The 16,573-nt window shown below is 70.7% G+C and carries 10 protein-coding genes; 5 read left to right on the top strand and 5 right to left on the bottom strand.

Features of this window, described 5'->3' with window-relative positions; genetic code table 11:
• The first annotated feature begins 409 nt into the window (after positions 1 to 409).
• Entirely contained in the window at positions 410 to 1,189 is a 780-nt protein-coding gene (gene lexA, locus ACZ6QO_RS27760; protein WP_465854656.1) for a transcriptional repressor LexA, read from the top strand.
• A 165-nt stretch (positions 1,190 to 1,354) separates the two neighbouring features.
• Here the strand turns inward: lexA and leuS are convergent, their stop codons facing one another.
• Positions 1,355 to 3,820: a leucine--tRNA ligase gene (leuS, locus tag ACZ6QO_RS27755; RefSeq protein ID WP_465854654.1), complete on the bottom strand. Its 2,466-nt coding sequence runs from the start codon at positions 3,818 to 3,820 to the stop codon at positions 1,355 to 1,357.
• Positions 3,821 to 4,342: 522 nt separating this feature from the next.
• On the opposite strand from leuS, the gene ACZ6QO_RS27750 reads away from it, so the two are divergent.
• Positions 4,343 to 5,995 carry a hypothetical protein gene (locus ACZ6QO_RS27750; protein ID WP_465854653.1) on the top strand — a complete coding sequence of 551 codons (1,653 nt, stop codon included), beginning with the start codon at positions 4,343 to 4,345 and terminating at the stop codon, positions 5,993 to 5,995.
• A 63-nt stretch (positions 5,996 to 6,058) separates the two neighbouring features.
• On the opposite strand, the gene ACZ6QO_RS27745 is transcribed toward ACZ6QO_RS27750, so the two are convergent.
• Positions 6,059 to 7,339 carry a cytochrome P450 gene (locus ACZ6QO_RS27745; RefSeq protein WP_465854651.1) on the bottom strand — a complete coding sequence of 427 codons (1,281 nt, stop codon included), beginning with the start codon at positions 7,337 to 7,339 and terminating at the stop codon, positions 6,059 to 6,061.
• A 143-nt stretch (positions 7,340 to 7,482) separates the two neighbouring features.
• Positions 7,483 to 9,027 (bottom strand): GMC family oxidoreductase, encoded by a 1,545-nt coding sequence (locus ACZ6QO_RS27740; RefSeq protein ID WP_465854649.1) that lies wholly within the window; start codon positions 9,025 to 9,027, stop codon positions 7,483 to 7,485.
• Between the two features lie 182 nt (positions 9,028 to 9,209).
• On the opposite strand from ACZ6QO_RS27740, the gene ACZ6QO_RS27735 reads away from it, so the two are divergent.
• Complete coding sequence (locus tag ACZ6QO_RS27735) at positions 9,210 to 10,763, top strand: long-chain-fatty-acid--CoA ligase (RefSeq protein WP_465854647.1); 1,554 nt, start codon at positions 9,210 to 9,212, stop codon at positions 10,761 to 10,763.
• A 101-nt stretch (positions 10,764 to 10,864) separates the two neighbouring features.
• Positions 10,865 to 12,175 (top strand): M14 family zinc carboxypeptidase, encoded by a 1,311-nt coding sequence (locus ACZ6QO_RS27730; RefSeq protein WP_465854645.1) that lies wholly within the window; start codon positions 10,865 to 10,867, stop codon positions 12,173 to 12,175.
• Between the two features lie 222 nt (positions 12,176 to 12,397).
• Here the strand turns inward: ACZ6QO_RS27730 and ACZ6QO_RS27725 are convergent, their stop codons facing one another.
• Positions 12,398 to 13,657 carry a class I SAM-dependent methyltransferase gene (locus tag ACZ6QO_RS27725; RefSeq protein ID WP_465854643.1) on the bottom strand — a complete coding sequence of 420 codons (1,260 nt, stop codon included), beginning with the start codon at positions 13,655 to 13,657 and terminating at the stop codon, positions 12,398 to 12,400.
• 13 nt (positions 13,658 to 13,670) lie between these two features.
• The gene (locus ACZ6QO_RS27720; protein ID WP_465854641.1) at positions 13,671 to 15,020 is read right to left on the bottom strand and encodes an FAD-binding oxidoreductase; all 1,350 of its coding nucleotides are present in this window, start codon (positions 15,018 to 15,020) and stop codon (positions 13,671 to 13,673) included.
• A gap of 278 nt (positions 15,021 to 15,298) precedes the next feature.
• Between ACZ6QO_RS27720 and ACZ6QO_RS27715 the strand changes: the two genes are divergently transcribed.
• Positions 15,299 to 16,537: a CaiB/BaiF CoA transferase family protein gene (locus tag ACZ6QO_RS27715; protein WP_465854639.1), complete on the top strand. Its 1,239-nt coding sequence runs from the start codon at positions 15,299 to 15,301 to the stop codon at positions 16,535 to 16,537.
• Positions 16,538 to 16,573 lie beyond the last annotated feature (36 nt).

The raw sequence follows: 16,573 nt of genomic DNA, 5'->3' as shown, positions 1-16,573 counted from the left end.
CTGCCCTCAGTGCGTTGGCGGAAACACAACCTATGGTGAACCACATCGGTGTAAGTACTAGATGTTGTGGTCTAACCGTAGGAGTGACGCACCATGAACGCAAGTCGGCGCCACGGCCGGGCGCGAACCGGCCTCCCATCAGGGCGAACGGCGCCGTGCCCGGCGTGTCGCCCGCGAGCCCGCCTCCCCCGTCACCGCGGCACCACAGGTCACGGGCGGCGCCGTCCGATCGCGTGATCGACTTTCCACTCCGATTCGGCATAAGATCGTGAAGTCGAACACGGTATCGATCGAACTCCCGTACGATGGCGTGCACCGGACGGTCCACCGAATAGGCGACTCTCGAACAACTGTTTGATGACGATCTTGAACAGGGTTATTGTCGCTGTGTGCGACACGGGGAATACGGATGGGGAGCCGGCCGGGCGGTTTGGCGGCAGAGGGCGTCCCAGAGGCGTCCGGCGAGGAGGGCATTGTGAGCGAGCAGCAAGAGATCGGCACGGTCGTCAGCGATCTGGCGGTGCGCAGGCGTGACTCCCTTGGGCTCACACCACGGCAACGCAAGATCCTCGAAGTGATCCGTGATTCGGTCCAGCAGCGCGGCTATCCGCCCTCCATGCGCGAGATCGGCGAGGCCGTCCAGCTCACCAGCACCTCCAGTGTCTCCCACCAGTTGACCGCTCTGCAGCGCAAGGGCTATCTCCGCCGTGACCCCCACCGTCCCCGCGCGCTGGAGGTCCGCCTGCCCGGCGAGCCGGCGCTCTGGGTCGACCCGGTCGCCCCCGGCGAGGACGAGCAGCCACTGAGCCGTCCGACGGCCGCGTTCGTCCCCCTGGTCGGCCGCATCGCCGCCGGTGGCCCCATCCTCGCCGAAGAGCGCGTGGAGGACGTCTTCGCCCTGCCCAAGCAGCTCGTGGGCGAGGGCACGCTGTTCCTGCTCCAGGTCGCCGGCGACTCGATGATCGACGCCGCGATCGCCGACGGCGACTGGGTGGTCGTGCGCCAGCAGCCGGTGGCCGACAACGGCGACATCGTGGCCGCCATGATCGACGGCGAGGCCACCGTGAAGACCTTCAAGCGCAAGGACGGCCACGTCTGGCTGGTGCCGCACAACGCCAACTACGACCCGATCCCCGGTGACGAGGCGACCGTCCTCGGCAAGGTCGTCGCGGTCCTGCGTAAGCTCTGACCGCCCCGCCGCTCCACGGCCACGCGCCGCCCGCACGCCTGGGCGCCCATCTCACCGATGAGCGCCCAGGCGTTTCGGCGTGCTCATGCCCACAGAGCCGCCTCCCGAGGGCCCGCCGGGGCGCGCACGCGCGCGCCCCGCGGTGCCCCTCGGGCCGGGGGTGGCTCAGGGGACGATGTTGACCAGCTTGGGCGCCCGCACGATGACCTTGCGCGGCTCGCCGTCCAGGTACGCCCGCACCTTCTCGGAGGCCAGCGCCAGCCGTTCGAGCTCGTCGCCGGAGACCGTCGGCGGCACCTCAAGGCGGTCCCTGACCTTGCCCGCCACCTGTACGACGCAGGTGACCGACTCTTGCACCAGCAGGGCGGGGTCGGCGACCGGCCAGCCGCCACGCACGATCGTCGGGCCGTGGCCGAGCCGCTCCCAGCCTTCCTCCGCCACGTACGGCGTGACCAGCGACAGCATGACGGCCAGCGCCTCGGCGGCCTCGCGCACCGCCGGGTCGGCGGCGCCGGGGCCTGCGTCAATGGCCCTGCGCGCGGCCGTGGTGAGCTCCATCAGGCGGGCGATGGCCACGTTGAAGTGGTAGGACTCGACCAGCCTGGTGACCTCGTCGATGGTGCGGTGGGTGACCTTGCGCAGCTCCAGGTCGCCGGCGGCGGCGTCCATGCCGGGCGCGGAGGCGGCGCCGGCCTCCACCATGACGCGGAACGCCCGGGCCAGGAACTTCTGCGAGGCGGCCGGCGAGACGTTCGCCCAGTCGATGTCGTCCTCGGGCGGCCCGGCGAACAGCATCGTCAGGCGGACGGCGTCGACGCCGAAGTGGTCGATCTGCTCGCCGAGGTCGACGCCGTTGCCCAGCGACTTGGACATGCCCTTGCCCTGGTTGATCACCTCGCCCTGGTTCAGCAGGCGGACGAACGGCTCGGTGAAGTCGACCATGCCCATGTCGTGCAGGACCTTGGTGAAGAACCGGGAGTACAGCAGGTGCAGGACGGCGTGCTCGGAGCCGCCGACGTACTGGTCGATCGGCCCCCAGCGCCGCACCTGCTCGACGTCGAAGGGGCCCTCCTCGTACTGCGGCGAGCAGTAGCGCAGGTAGTACCAGGAGGAGTCGACGAAGGTGTCCATGGTGTCGGTGTCGCGCTGCGCGCGCCCGCCGCACTTGGGGCAGTCGACGTTGACCCAGTCGGTCGCGCTCGCCAGGGGTGAGACGCCCTTGGGGGCCAGCGCCTCGCCGCGCAGGTCGGGCAGCGTGACCGGCAGCTGCTCGTCGGGGACGGGCACCTCGCCGCAGTCGGGGCAGTGGATGATCGGGATGGGCGTGCCCCAGAAGCGCTGACGGGACAGCAGCCAGTCGCGCAGGCGGTAGTTGACGGCCGCCCGCCCCGAGCCGCGCTCCTCCAGCACCTCGATGATGCGCGAGATGGCCTCGGTCTTGGTCAGGCCGTCCAGCGGCCCGGAGTTGACCAGCGTGCCCTCGCCGGAGGTGGCCACGCCGGTCTCGACGGGGTCGGCCAGGCCGGTGTGCACGACGACCTGCACGGGCAGGTCGAACTTCAGCGCGAAGTCCAGGTCGCGCTGGTCGTGCGCGGGCACCGCCATGATCGCGCCGTGCCCGTAGCCCGACAGCACGTAGTCGGCCGCCCACACCGGCAGCCGCTCGCCGTTGACCGGGTTGACGGCGTAGCGGCCCAGGAAGACGCCGGTCTTCTCCTTGTCGGAGGCCAGCCGCTCGATGTCGGTCAGCTTGGCGACCTGGGAGCGGTAGGCCTCCAGCTCGGGCAGCCGCTCGGGGTCGCACAGCTCCTCGGCCAGCGGCGCGTCGGCGGCGACCACGAAGAACGTCGCGCCGTACAGGGTGTCGGGGCGGGTGGTGTAGACGGTGACCGGCTCGTCGCGGCCCTCGATCTCGAACCGGACGTCGGCGCCCTCGGAGCGGCCGATCCAGTTGCGCTGCATGGTGAGGATGCGCTCGGGCCAGCCGCCCAGTTGGTCCATGTCGTGCAGCAGCCGGTCGGCGTAGTCGGTGATCTTGAAGTACCACTGGGTCAGCTCGCGGCGCACGACCTCGGCCCCGCAGCGCTCGCAGCGCCCGGCGACGACCTGCTCGTTCGCCAGCACCGTCTGGTCCTGCGGGCACCAGTTGACCAGGCCGCCCTTGCGGTAGGCCAGGCCGCGCTCGAAGAACCGGTTGAACAGCCACTGGTTCCAGCGGTAGTACTCGGGGTCGCTGGTGTGCAGGCGCCGGGACCAGTCGAAGGAGATGGCGTACCTCTTGAACGAGGTGGCCTGGGTCTCGATGTTGGCGTAGGTCCACTCGGCGGGGTGGGCGTTGCGCTTGATCGCGGCGTTCTCGGCCGGCAGGCCGAAGGAGTCCCAGCCGATGGGGTGCAGCACGTTGTGGCCGCGCTGGAACCAGTAGCGGGCCAGGACGTCGGCGATGGCGAAGACCTCGCCGTGCCCCATGTGCAGGTCGCCCGAGGGGTAGGGGAACATGTCGAGCAGATACTTGCGGGGACGCGCGTCATCGGGGTCCTCGCTCGCGCGGAAGGGGTCCAGCTCCTCCCACCGGGCCTGCCACTTGGTCTGCAGCGCCTGCGGTTCGTACTGCTCGTCACTCACGGCCATGTCCCTCGGGTTCGACTCATCGCGGATGGCTCGACCAATAAAGAAACCCCTCGTGGGCACGAGGGGCAGCCGCATCGACCGGTGTCTCAGCTCGGTCGACGCGGCCCGCTAAGAAGCAGGGTCCTGCCACGCATAGCTCAAGGGTAGCGCAGCGGGCAATCGGTCCTCATGGCCTTGGGCCGCCACCCCTGATTACCACTGGGAAAACCGGCGGATACCCCCAAAGGTGATAGATCCGTTGTGACCTCATATGTCCCTTTAGTTTACCCTTTTCGCGTGGCGAACTCCTATGAACCGGCGCGTGGCCCCGATGTCGTGGAAGAGGGACTGCCGATGCAGGACCCTCCGACCGACCCGACGGGCCTGCAGTTCCGGGGAGCTTTCTCGGATTCTCCTGCGGAGACCCCCGCTTCGCATGAGATCATGCCGAGCACCCCCAATCCGGGCATGATGTCGGGAGGTTCGCCAGCAATGGCCCCTGAGCAGTCCAGCCGGTCCACGCGACCCCCAGCGTGGCCGGAGATGCCGCCTCCTCCCCCACCGCCCGCACCATCGGTGTTCGACCCGGCGCCCTACGGCGCCCACCCCGCAGACCCCCGTCCGCCCGGGGACGGGCAGCAGCACTACGGCGCCCAGCCCGGCCGGGACGCGGCCGCCCAGACGTCCTTCCCGCCGCCTCCCCCGCTCGCCGACCAGCCGTTCTCCCCGCAGCCCACCGGGCCGCAGCACTACACCCCGCAGCCGACCGGCCCGCAGCAGTACACACCGCAGCCTTCAGGGCCGCAGTACACCCCCCAGCCCTCAGGGCCGCAGTACACCCCTCAGCCGTCCGGGGAGCGCCAGTACGCCCCCTCCTCCACCGGCTCCCCCACCGGGCCGCAGGCCTACGCCCCCTCGGCCACCGGGCCGCAGTACGCCCCTTCCTCCACCGGCCCCCAGCAGTACTCCGCCGCGGCGCAGGCGCACGCTCCCTCGCCGGCCGGGGAGCGGCAGTACGCGCCGTCGCCGACGGGCCCTCAGGGGTACTCCCCTTCGCCGTCCGGACCTTCCGGGCCTTCTCCTTCCGGGCATTCCACGCCGCTGCAGGCGCCGACGGGTGCCTACGCGCCCCCGGTGACCGGGCCGCAGCAGGCGCCCGCGGCCGGCGCCGCGTACGTCCCGGCGGGCACCGAGACCACCATGCGCGTGCCGAGCCCCGCCGCGCCCGAGCGGACGGCGCCGGGGCGGCGCCACGCGGCGGCGCCCGGCAACCCGGCCGATCCCGCGGACCCGTACAAGCCCTTCGTCACCGCCGGGCAGATCAGCGGGCCCAAGACCCCTCCTCCCGAGCGCCAGCAGGAGCTGTGGAACACCGTCTTCGGTGAGAACTACGAGGCGATGGACGAGGGGGCCGACGACGCCGGCAACGGCGGGCGCGTCTGGCTGTTCGCGCTGATCGCCTCGGTCGTCGTCGCCCTGGTGGCGGCCCTGCTGTGGGCGTTCCTGGTGGGGCCGCTCAGCAGCGCGGGCGGGGGCTCCACCGCCGCCTCGGGCGAGGCCACGCCCAAGAGCACGGCCAAGGCGTCGTCCTCCGGCAAGGGGGGCACCGGCACCGCCAAGCCGCAGTCGATCGGCCGGCTGCCCAAGTACCGCGGCCAGGCCTCGCCGCGCACGGGCATCCTCACCGACAAGGCGGCGGGCGTCAGCATCGCGCGCCTGGGCGGCCCCTGGCGGCTCGACCTGCGCTCCCAGCACGTCCAGGCGATTTACGGCTACACGACGCGCCAGTATGTGGCCGCGGGCGTCGACTCGGCGGGCAAGCCGCAGTTCGCCCAGATCATGACCGGGCCGCTGCCGAAGGCCCTCGCCTCCAAGTACTCCGCGGCCGAGCCCGACGACCTGGCCCCGGTGATCAGCTCGGTGGCCTTCGCCGCGCGCAACAAGTTCTTCCCCGAGGGCAACAAGGTCGTCAAGACGGCCGAGCAGAAGGTCGCGGCGGGCGGCCACCCCGCGCGCCTGGTCGCCTACCAGGTGATGGCGGGCGACACCAAGACGACGCTGGTCGTGGCCGCGGTGAGCACCGGCGCCGACCTGCCGGTGATCGTCTACATGTCGGTGCCGGACGGCAAGAAGGAACTGCTGCCCGACATCAACACGGTGTTCTCCTCGATCAGGCCGACGACCCCCGCCTCCTGACCGCGCGGACGCGTCCCTCGGCGAGGGACCGCCGGCCGCCCGCGAGGGCGGCCGGCGGTCCGGTCAGAAGTCGCAGGGCAGGTGCTTGACGCCGTTGATGAAGCTGGAGAACAGCCGTTGCGGCCGGCCCGCCTCGATCTGCGGCACCCGGTGGAGCAGTTCGCGGAACATCAGGGTGATCTCGCGGCGGGCCAGGTGGGCGCCCAGGCAGAAGTGCGGGCCGGGGCCGCCGAACCCGACGTGGGGGTTCGGGTCGCGGGTGATGTCGAACCGGTAGGGGTCGGCGAAGACGGCGCTGTCGCGGTTGGCCGACCAGTAGTACAGGACGGCCTTGTCGCCCTTCTTGTACAGGGTGCCGTTCAGCTCGTGGTCACGGGTGACCTTGCGCCGCATGTAGTTGACCGGCGAGGCGAGCCGGACGATCTCCTCGACCGCCTTGGGCGCGTGGCCGTCGATGTCGGTCAGCCAGCGCGCCTTCTCCTCGGGGTGGCGGGTGAGCAGGAGCAGACCCTGGGAGATGGCGTTGCGGGTGGTCTCGTTGCCCGCGACGACCAGCAGGATGAAGAACGACCCGAGCTCCTGCATGGTGAGCCGCTCGCCGTCGACGTTCGCATTGACCAGCGACGAGGTGAGGTCCCCCGTGGGGTTCTCCGCGCGGAACGCGGCGAGGTCCTGCACCAGTTGCTGCAGCTCCAGCCCGGCGTTGAGCAGGGCGGTGACGATCTGGTCCTGCTCGCCGGAGGGCACGTACTCGGGGTCGGAGGCGCCGAGAATGATGTTGGACCGGTCGAAGACGTACCCGTAGTCCTTCTCCGGGATGCCCATCATGTCGCAGATGATCTTCAGGGGCAGCCGGGCGGCCACCTCGGTGACGAAGTCGCAGCCGGGCCCCTTCTCCAGCAGCTCGTCGACGATGCGGGCCGCCGCGATCCGCACGTCGTCCTCGAACTTCTGGATCATCCTCGGCGTGAAGGCCCGCGAGACGATGCGCCGGAGCCGGGCGTGCCGGGGGTCGTCCATGTTGATCATCGAGCCGAAGTACTCGGCGAACTCGGCGGGCATGTCGACGATGTTGGTGGCGCCGCCGTCCCCCGAGCAGAAGACGTCCGGGTTGCGGCTGATCTCCAGCACGTCCGCGTGCCGGACGATCGCGTGGTAGCCGTTGCCCCGCGGCGCAAACGACAGCTCGGGCTCGGCGAAGAACACCGGGGCGCCGCGCTCGCGCAGCAGCTCGAAGGCGTGCTCCCGCTCGGCCATGGGCCGCGCCCAGAAGTCCCAGTCGGAAAGGTCGATCTGCTCCCAGGAGGTGATGGGCCTGCGGTCGGGGGGTGTCTCCACGCTCATACTTCCATGATTGAGAGAAGTACTCACTTACGTCAAACGGCGGCCGGTTCAAGCGGCCCCCGGCGGGCGAGGTCGGCCGGCGCGGCGCGACATGTGGGCCGGCGCGGCACGAATGTGCTCGCGCCGAACGGCCGCCACGCCCCTCACGCCTCCCGGATCAGGTCGGCCGCCTTCTCGGCGATCATGATGGTGGGGGCGTGGGTGTGGCCGCGGTTCAGCGCCGGCATGACCGAGGCGTCGGCCACGCGCAGCCCCGGCACCCCGATGACGCGCAGCGAGGGGTCCACGACGGCGTCGTCCTCCACGCCCATCCTGCAGGTGCCCACCGGGTGGTAGAGCGTCTCGGAGCGCTCGCGGACGTACCGGGCGAGCTCCTCGTCGGTCTCCGCGCCGTCGTAGGGCTTCATCGGCGCGCCCGCGTACGGCGTGAGCGCCGTCGTGGCGAACGCCTCCCTGGCCTTCTTCAGCCCGGCCACCAGCCGCCGCACGTCGGCCTCCGCGGTCAGATAGCGCGGGTCGATCACGACGTCACGGCCGTCCAAGGTGATCCGCCCGCGGCTCTCGGGCTGGAGCAGGATGACGCCGATGGTGATCCCGTGCCCGGACGGCGGGGTGAGCCCGTGGTCGGCGAACGGCACCGGGGCGAAGACGAGCTCGATGTCGGGGGCCGGCTCCCCCGGCGAGGTCCTGATGAAGGCCACCGCCTCGCCGACGTTGGAGGTGAGCATGCCGTCGCGCCGGAGCAGGTAGCGGGCCAGGTTGCCGACCGACTCCGCGGCGGCCAGGGTGACCGGCGCGGGGCACTCCAGCATGACCGCCGACGCCAGGTGGTCCATGAGGTTGTGCCCGACGCCGGGCAGCTCGTGCCGCGGCTCCACCCCCGCGGCCCGCAGCGCGTCCGGGTCGCCGATGCCCGAGAGCATGAGCAGGTGCGGCGAGCCGATCGCGCCGGCCGACACGATGACCTCCTTGGCCGCCGTCACCCGCCGGCCCCCGCCGTACTCGACGCCCGTCGCGCGGCCGTCCTCGTCCAGCACGACGCGCTCGGCCTGCGCGGCGGTGAGCACGGTCAGGTTCGGCCGGCGCATCGCGGGCCGCAGGTAGGCGTCGGCGGCGCTCCACCTGCGCCCGCGGTTCTGGGTGACCGGCGTCGGCGAGAAGCCCTCGTTGGAGTCGCCGTTGAGCTCCTCCAGCCGGCTCAGTCCCATCTCCTCGCAGGCGCGCAGGAACGCCTGGGTGGTCACGTTGGGGGCGCGCAGCTCGGAGATGTAGATCGGGCCCTCGGTGCCGTACACGCCGCCCCGGTTGGAGCCGACCCGCCGCTCCGAGCGCCGGAAGTACGGCAGGACCTCCTCATAGGACCAGCCGGGCAGGCCCCAGCCGTCGTAGTCGGCGCGGTGCCCCCTGACCCACATCTGGGCGTTCATGGACGACGAGCCGCCCAGGGTCTTGCCGCGCGGCCAGTACAGCCGGCGGCCGGACATCTCCTTCTGCTCGGCGGTGGTGAAGTCCCAGTCGTAGGGCGTCTTGAACAGCTTGGGGAAGGCCGCCGGCACGCGGATCTCGAACTTGCGGTCCGCCCCGCCGGCCTCCAGCAGCGCCACCCGCACGGAGGGGTCGGCCGAGAGCCGGTTGGCCAGGACGCAGCCGGCCGAGCCCGCTCCGACGATGACGTAGTCGTATTGCATGAAGGCCTCCGGGGGAAGGTGAGCGGCTCCTCCCCGTACTTACGCCCGCTCGCCGCCCCGCGTCCACGCTCGTTACCGATTAGTAGCTATCGGCTGGAAGGATGGCGCCACTCCGGCGGGTCCGGCGGCCTCCCGGCCACGGGCCCGGGTGAGGCCATCGGCACCACGAGGAAGGTCCCCCCATGCTCAACCTGTCGGTCGTCCTTGAGGACAGCGCCCGCGAACATCCCGACCGCGCGGCCGTGGTGCTCGGAGACCTGCGGATGTCATACGCCCTGGTGAACACCCTGGCCAACCAGGTTGCCGGCCTGCTCGCCTCCCGCGGCATCGGCAAGGGGGACAAGGTGGCGCTCGCCTGCCCGAACCTGCCGTACTTCCCGATCGTCTACTTCGGCATCCTCAAGGCCGGCGCGACCGTCGTGCCGCTCAACGTGCTGCTCCAGGCCCGCGAGATCGCCTACCACCTGCGCGACTCGCAGGCCAAGGCGCTGTTCTGCTTCGAGGGCACCCCTGACCTGCCGCTCGGCCGCCGGGGCCATGAGGGGTTCCGCGAGGCCGTCCCCGAGGGGTCGCCGCACGCGGACGGCTTCTTCATGCTGCCCGCCACCCCCCTCGGCACCGAGTCGGGCATCGAGGGCGTGCCGACCATCTGGACCGCGCTGCGGGGCCTGCCCGAGCGGTTCGAGACCGCGGCGACCGCGCCGGACGACACCGCCGTGATCCTCTACACCAGCGGCACCACCGGGCAGCCGAAGGGCGCCGAGCTGAGCCACCAGAACATGCTGATGAACGCCGTCATCTCCGACGAGCTGTTCGAGCTGACCGGCGACGACGTCTTCCTGGCCGCCCTGCCGCTGTTCCACTCCTTCGGCCAGACCGTCGTCATGAACGCGGGCTTCCGCCGCCGGGCCACCCTCGTGCTCGTCCCGCGCTTCGAGCCGGCCGCGGCGCTGGAGCTGATGCGCCAGGAGCGCGTGACGATGTTCGCCGGCGTGCCGACGATGTACTGGTCGATGCTCACCGCGATCCACACCGGCGGCGCCGAGGCGCCCACCACACTGCGCACGGCGGCCTCGGGCGGCGCGTCGCTGCCGGTCGAGGTGCTCAAGGACTTCGAGAAGACCTTCGGCCTGCCGGTCCTCGAGGGCTACGGCCTGTCGGAGACCTCGCCGGTGGCGAGCTTCAACCAGCGCGGCAGGCCCACCAAGCCGGGGTCGATCGGCACCCCGGTCTGGGGCGTGGAGATGAAGCTGGTCGGCGCCGGGTGGGAGACCGTCGAGGGCGAGGGACCGGGGGAGATCGCGATCCGCGGCCACAACGTCATGAAGGGCTATCTCGGCCGGCCGGAGGCCACCGCCGAGGTGACGAAGGACGGCTGGTTCCGCACCGGCGACATCGCCACCCGCGACTCCGACGGCTACTACTTCATCGTCGACCGGGCCAAGGACATGATCATCCGCGGCGGGTTCAACGTCTATCCGCGCGAGCTGGAAGAGGTGCTGATGACCCACGAGGCGGTCTCGCTGGCCGCCGTCGTCGGCGTCCCGCACGAGGCGCACGGCGAGGAGATCAAGGCGCACGTCATCCTCAACGCGGGGGCGACGCTCACGGAGGACGAGCTTGTCGCCTGGTGCAAGGAGAACATGGCGGCCTACAAGTACCCGCGGCTGGTGGAGTTCCGCGAGTCGTTCCCGATGACGGCCAGCGGCAAGATCCTCAAGCGCGAGCTGCGCTGACGGCGCACAACAGGGACTCCAGGCATTCGACTCCCCTTCAAATCAGGGCAAAACAACAAGGAGGCGGGTCAAAGGATCTCCACTGAACTGGAGGCGATGCCATGGACGTCCGCGAGCACATGCGGCGGGTCCCGGAACTGGACAGGTTCCCCGGCGTGGACGAGATGCATGCCGAACTCGACGAAACGGCGGCCCGCTACCCCGGTCTCGTACGGGTCCGCCGCATCGGCACCTCCCGCCTGGGCGACCCGCTGCGGGTGCTCACCGTGGGCGACGGGGACCGGGACGCGCTGATCATCGGCGGACCGCATCCGAACGAGCCGATCGGCTCGCTCACCGTGAGCCTGCTGACCCGCCTGCTCTGCGAGGACGCCGGCCTGCGGGAGGGGCTCGGCTACCGCTGGCACCTGATCCCGTGCGTCGACCCGGACGGCGCCCGCCTCAACGAGGGCTGGTACGCCCGCCCCGGCGACCGGCGGCACTACGCCAGGCACTTCTACCGGCCCGCCTGGCGCGACCAGGTCGAGTGGACGTTCCCGGTCTCCGGCGACGGCTACGTCTTCGACGCCGGCCTGCCGGAGACCGAGGCGCTGATGCGGCTCATGGACCAGGTGCGGCCGTCGTTCGTCTACTCCCTGCACAACGGGGAGTACAGCGGCGCCTACTTCTACCTCAACCGCCACGACCGCCGCCTCGCGGAGCGGCTCACCGACCTGCCCCGCCTGGAGGGCATCCCGCTGCACCACGCCGGTCCCGAGCTGCCCGACGCCGTCGAGATCACCCCGTCGGTCTACCTCACCCCCGGCGGGGCGCGGCAGGCCCGGGCCTTCGGCTCCGGCGGCGGCAGCGCCGACTACGCGGCCAGGTTCGGCGCGCTGCACCTGATCACCGAGCTGCCGTACTGGGCCGACGACCGGGTCTGCGACCTCACCCCCACGACGACCTCCTACGGCGACGTCATCAAGGCCGGGCTGGCCGCCCAGCGGGAGATGATCGACACGCTGGGGCGGATCATGGCGGTGGTGCGCGCCGACCTCACCGTCCGGTCGCCGTTCCGCCGCTCTACCGAGGACATGCTCGACACCTACCGCAGGTTCGCCGACCTGTGGGAGGGCCTGCCCGGCGTCGAGCGCCCGGCGACCGTCGCCGAGCAGTTCGGCGACCGGCAGACCCTGCACATGCGCCGGCTGCGCTTCTGCGGCACCTTCCGCCGCATGCTGGACGCCGAGGCCGCGGCGGGCAACCTCACCCCGGCCATCCGGGCGCAGCGCGCTCGGCTGCGCGAGCTGTTCGACGCCTGGTGCGAGGAGGCCGACGCCGAGTCCGGCGGCCGGCCGATCGCCATCCGCAAACTGGTCGCCGTCCAGCTCGCCGCCGCTCTGGTGGCCGCCGCACACCCCACGCCAGGCTGACGCCACGCCGTCCGTCCCATGCCGGGCGGTTCACGCCGTCCCACCTACGCCGTCCAGGCCATGCCGGGCGGCGGGCGGGACGCGTGCCCGCCGGACGGACGGCGGCCCGTCCGGTCTCCTCTCGGGGAGGCCGGACGGGCCGCGGTCGGACGTTCGATCGCGCCGAGCGGCGATCAGGTCGATCGAGGGCGCTTCGGGTCGATCGGGGGCCGCTCGGAGGGATCAGGGCCAGTCGAGGGAGGGCCTCAGCGCGACGCCGGCCTCGCCCCGGTCGCCGAGCTTCACCCCGAGCACCTGGTGGAGCTGCACCTTGTTGCGCTCGAAGCCGACGACGCAGCCGGCCATGTACAGCCGCCACACCCGGGCCGTGCCCTGGCCGACCTCCTCGACCGCCTCGTCCCAGTGGTCGTCGAGGTTCGCGCACCACTTCTCGAGGGTCTTGGCGTAGTGCTCGCGGAGGTTCTCCTCGTGCCGGACCTCGAACCCGGTGTCCTCCATCTCACGGATGAGGTGGCCGACGGACTCGAGCTCGCCGTCAGGGAAGACGTACCGGTTGATGAAGCCGCCCTTGTTGATGGTGCGCTCTTTGCCGGTGGGCCGGGTGATGCAGTGGTTGAGCAGCCGGCCGCCCGCCCTGAGCCTGCCGTACAGGAACCCGAAGTACCCCGGGAGCTGGTCTTTGCCGATGTGCTCGGTCAGGCCGATCGAGCTGACCGCGTCGAACCCGGTCTCGGTGACGTCGCGGTAGTCGAGGTGGCGCACCTCGGCGAGCTCGGAGAGCCCCGCCTCGGCGATGGCCTTCTGTGCCCACTCGGCCTGCTGGCGCGACAGCGTCACCCCGAGGCCCTTGACCCCGTAGTGCTTGGCGGCGTGCATGACCATGCCGCCCCAGCCGCAGCCGACGTCGAGCAGGCGCATGCCCGGCTTGAGGTCGAGCTTCTTGGCGACCAGGTCGAACTTGGCGAACTGCGCCTCCTCCAGCGTGGAACCGTCTTCGGGGAAGACCGCGCAGGTGTAGGCCATCGAGGGGCCGAGCACCCACTCGTAGAACTTGTTGGAGACGTCGTAGTGATGATGGATCGCCTCGGCGTCGCGCTGCTTGGCGTGCCGGCTGCCGAGCCGCGCCATGGTGCTGCGGCGCACCTCCTGCGGCGGCGGCGGCACCCGCATGAGCAGCGGTTTGACGCCCAGCGACCGCGCGACGGAGAGCTTCTCCTTCATCGGCATGTCGTTGAGCGTGATCTGCGCCATCTCCGACAGCAAGGTGTACATGTCGCCTTGCACGTCGATGTGCCCGGCGATGTAGGCCCTGGCCAGCCCCATCTCTCCTGGAGACTGCGCCAGGTAGGCCACCGCTATGGGTGACTTCACCTCGATGCGGACCGAAGCCCCCGACGGCCCGGCCTTGCTGCCGTCGTACGCGGCGAACTCCACGTTCGCCTCCGGCCCGACGATCTTCTCGAAGATCTGGGCGAGTGTCATGCGACCAACCTCCTCAACGCCCCCGCACGCATTTCTCATAGAGGTCGAGCAGCCGGGCGCCCGGGTCGTAGGCCCGTTTGACCGGCCAGTAGGCGTCACCGTTGTAAAGACGCCAGAACTCCTCGCGGGGGTAGAACGATGTCGAGTACAGGGACTTGTGGCCGCCCAGCTCGTGCACGGAGTTCTCGATCAACCTGTTGTGATAGCCGTCGAACTGTCCGCGCGGCAGGGCGACCATGCCCCAGAACCCGAAGTTCACATAGAGCTTTCCCGGCTCCAGCGGGTACAGCGGCCACTGCCCCGTGGCCTTCAGCGGGCACATCCACACGGGCGTCATGCCCACCTTGTCGTGGAAGAACTCGAGGAAGTCGGCGCCTTTCTCGACCGGGATCTCCACGTCCTGGATGACCGACTCCTGCACCGGGTTGCCGCGCCACCGGTCGACGCGGGACGTCACGCCGTACTTCTGGTCGAGGCCGACCAGCTTGCGGTAGACGTCCGAGCGCAGCCAGCGCCGCGGCATCAGCGAGCGCACCAGCGGCTGCTGCACGCCGAAGGCGCGCGAGCACCAGAACCAGTCGGTGTCCCAGCGCCACAGATAGTCGCGGACGGTCAGCCAGTCGCGGGTGCGGGTGCGGATCGACTGGTAGTAGATGCGCATACCGGTGTAGTCGGAGGCGTACGGCGCCCGGTCGGCGAACTGGCCGACGGTGATGTACATCTCGCCGGGCTCGAAGAACGTGCCGTCGACGAAGTCGACCTTCTCGCCCTCGTAGTGGCCGCTGTCGCAGATCTCCTGCATGGCCAGCATGCACTTGCCGGCGTCGGAGAACGGGATGTGCGTGAGCCGCACGTACGGCTTGACCGGCAGGAGCTTGATGCGCAGCCTCAGCGCGTAGCCGAGCGTGCCGTAGGAGTTGGGGAACGACCTGAACAGATCGCGGTGCTCGTTGTCGTCCCTGGCCACGATGACGCGGCCGTCGCCGGTGAGGATCTCCATCTCCTCGACGGCCTCGTGCGGCAGCCCGTGGCGGAAGCTGGAGGACTCGATGCCGAGCCCGGTGACCGCGCCGCCCAGCGTGATCGTCTTGAGCTGCGGAACCACGGACGGCATGAGGCCGGCGGGCAGCGTGGCGTCCACCAGGCGCTCGTAGGTCGTCATGCCCTGGACCTCGGCGGTGCGGGTCTCGGGGTCCACCTGGATCACCTTGTCCAGGTCACGCGCCGAGAGCTTGGCCGACTTGCCCGCTTCGCGGAACCGGAAGAGGTTCGTGGTGGGCTTCGACAGCCGCGGGGAGGCTCCTTCAGGGAGGGCGGTGTAGGACTCCCTGATCTGCTCCACAGCCTTCTGATGGGCTGTCATCTGGGCGGTCGTCCTCACCGTGCGATCTGGCATGCCACCACCCCCTAAAACTAAGCGTGGAGATCGACGCTATGACGCTATCTCCTGTCTTGACCATCGACCAGAGTAGACACGTTAAACGCGCGCAAACTCGCGGCCCCCCTTCAAAGCGCTGTGGCACAGGGGTTAGCGTCATGTTCGCAGGTAGGTGGCGGGGGCGCGCGGACCGCTTCCACCAAGCGTTTGCTTGCTATGGCGATGCGGTCTATCGTCGGTGATCGCACCCGAGGAGAACAGCGATGAGTCGGAACGGCGGCGCGGCCCCCGAAGACCCCACCACGCGGCGCGACGGCGACCGCCCGACCCCACCCTCGAACGGGACGACCGAACCATCAAGGACGAACGGCGCGGACCGGACATCCGCCGGGCCGCTGGCCGGGGTGCGGGTGCTGGAGCTCGCCGGTCTCGCGCCGGGCCCCTTCGCCGGCATGATGCTGGCCGACCACGGCGCCGAGGTGCTCAGGGTCGACCGCGTCTCCACCGTCGCCAGGCACGGCGACCGTCCCCGCCCGGATGTCGTGGACCGCGGCAAGCGCACCATCGGCCTTGACCTGAAGTCCCCCGACGGCGTCGCCGCGTTCAAGGAGATGGCCGCGACCGCCGACGTGGTCATCGACGTCTTCCGCCCCGGCGTGGCCGAGCGCCTCGGCATCGGGCCTGCCGACCTGCACGCCGTCAACGAACGCCTCGTCTACGGCCGCATGACCGGCTGGGGACAGGACGGCCCGCTCGCCGCCACCGCAGGGCACGACATCGACTACATCGCCATCGCCGGCGCGCTGTCGATGCTCGGCCGCGAAGGCGACAAGCCCACTCCCCCGATCAACATCCTCGGCGACTTCGCCGGAGGCGGGCTCATGCTGGCGTACGGGGTGGTGCTCGCCCTGTTCGAACGCGAACGCACCGGCCGCGGCAAGGTCATCGACGCCGCGATGGTCGACGGGGCCGCCACCCTGTTCGCGATGTTCTACCACTTCGCCCAGAGCGGGCTCTGGGGCCCTCGCGGCACCAACCTGCTCGACACCGGCGCCCCGATGTACGACACCTACGAGACCGCCGACGGCGGCCACCTCGCGGTCGGATCGCTGGAACCGGCCTTCTGGAACGAGATGGTCGCCCGCATGGGTCTGACCGGCCTGCCCGACCGCGACGACCGCGCCAACTGGCCGGAGATCCGCGAACGGCTCGCCACCGCGTTCAGGTCGAGGACGCGCGCGGAATGGGAGGCCGTCTTCGAAGGCTCGGACGCGTGCGTCTCCCCCGTCCTGGACATGGGCGAGGCGGCCCGGCACCCGCACAACGTCGCCCGGGGCTCGTTCGTCGAGGTCCACGGGGTGACCCAGCCGGTGCCCGCGCCCCGCCTGCTCGGCAGCGGGCGCGGCGACCTCGCGCAGGCGACCCGGCTGCACGACCTGTCGGCCTGGGGCCTCCCCGACGAGCGCGCCAAGGCCCTGCGTGAGGCCGGAGTCCTCGCCTGACCTACCCTGCGACCTCCCGCCGGCGCCCCCACCGAA

This window comes from Sphaerisporangium sp. NPDC049457 (genome assembly GCF_055586705.1).
This window is presented reverse-complemented; position numbering and strand designations above follow the sequence as displayed.

What these genes read in the sequence shown, in the direction of transcription:
- leuS (WP_465854654.1), bottom strand. Translation starts at nt 3,820, where the DNA reads ATGGCCGTGAGTGACGAGCAGTACGAACCGCAGGCGCTGCAGACCAAG.
- lexA (WP_465854656.1), top strand. Translation starts at nt 410, where the DNA reads ATGGGGAGCCGGCCGGGCGGTTTGGCGGCAGAGGGCGTCCCAGAGGCG.
- ACZ6QO_RS27730 (WP_465854645.1), top strand. Translation starts at nt 10,865, where the DNA reads ATGGACGTCCGCGAGCACATGCGGCGGGTCCCGGAACTGGACAGGTTC.
- ACZ6QO_RS27715 (WP_465854639.1), top strand. Translation starts at nt 15,299, where the DNA reads ATGAGTCGGAACGGCGGCGCGGCCCCCGAAGACCCCACCACGCGGCGC.
- ACZ6QO_RS27745 (WP_465854651.1), bottom strand. Translation starts at nt 7,339, where the DNA reads ATGAGCGTGGAGACACCCCCCGACCGCAGGCCCATCACCTCCTGGGAG.
- ACZ6QO_RS27740 (WP_465854649.1), bottom strand. Translation starts at nt 9,027, where the DNA reads ATGCAATACGACTACGTCATCGTCGGAGCGGGCTCGGCCGGCTGCGTC.
- ACZ6QO_RS27725 (WP_465854643.1), bottom strand. Translation starts at nt 13,657, where the DNA reads ATGACACTCGCCCAGATCTTCGAGAAGATCGTCGGGCCGGAGGCGAAC.
- ACZ6QO_RS27735 (WP_465854647.1), top strand. Translation starts at nt 9,210, where the DNA reads ATGCTCAACCTGTCGGTCGTCCTTGAGGACAGCGCCCGCGAACATCCC.
- ACZ6QO_RS27720 (WP_465854641.1), bottom strand. Translation starts at nt 15,020, where the DNA reads ATGACAGCCCATCAGAAGGCTGTGGAGCAGATCAGGGAGTCCTACACC.
- ACZ6QO_RS27750 (WP_465854653.1), top strand. Translation starts at nt 4,343, where the DNA reads ATGCCGCCTCCTCCCCCACCGCCCGCACCATCGGTGTTCGACCCGGCG.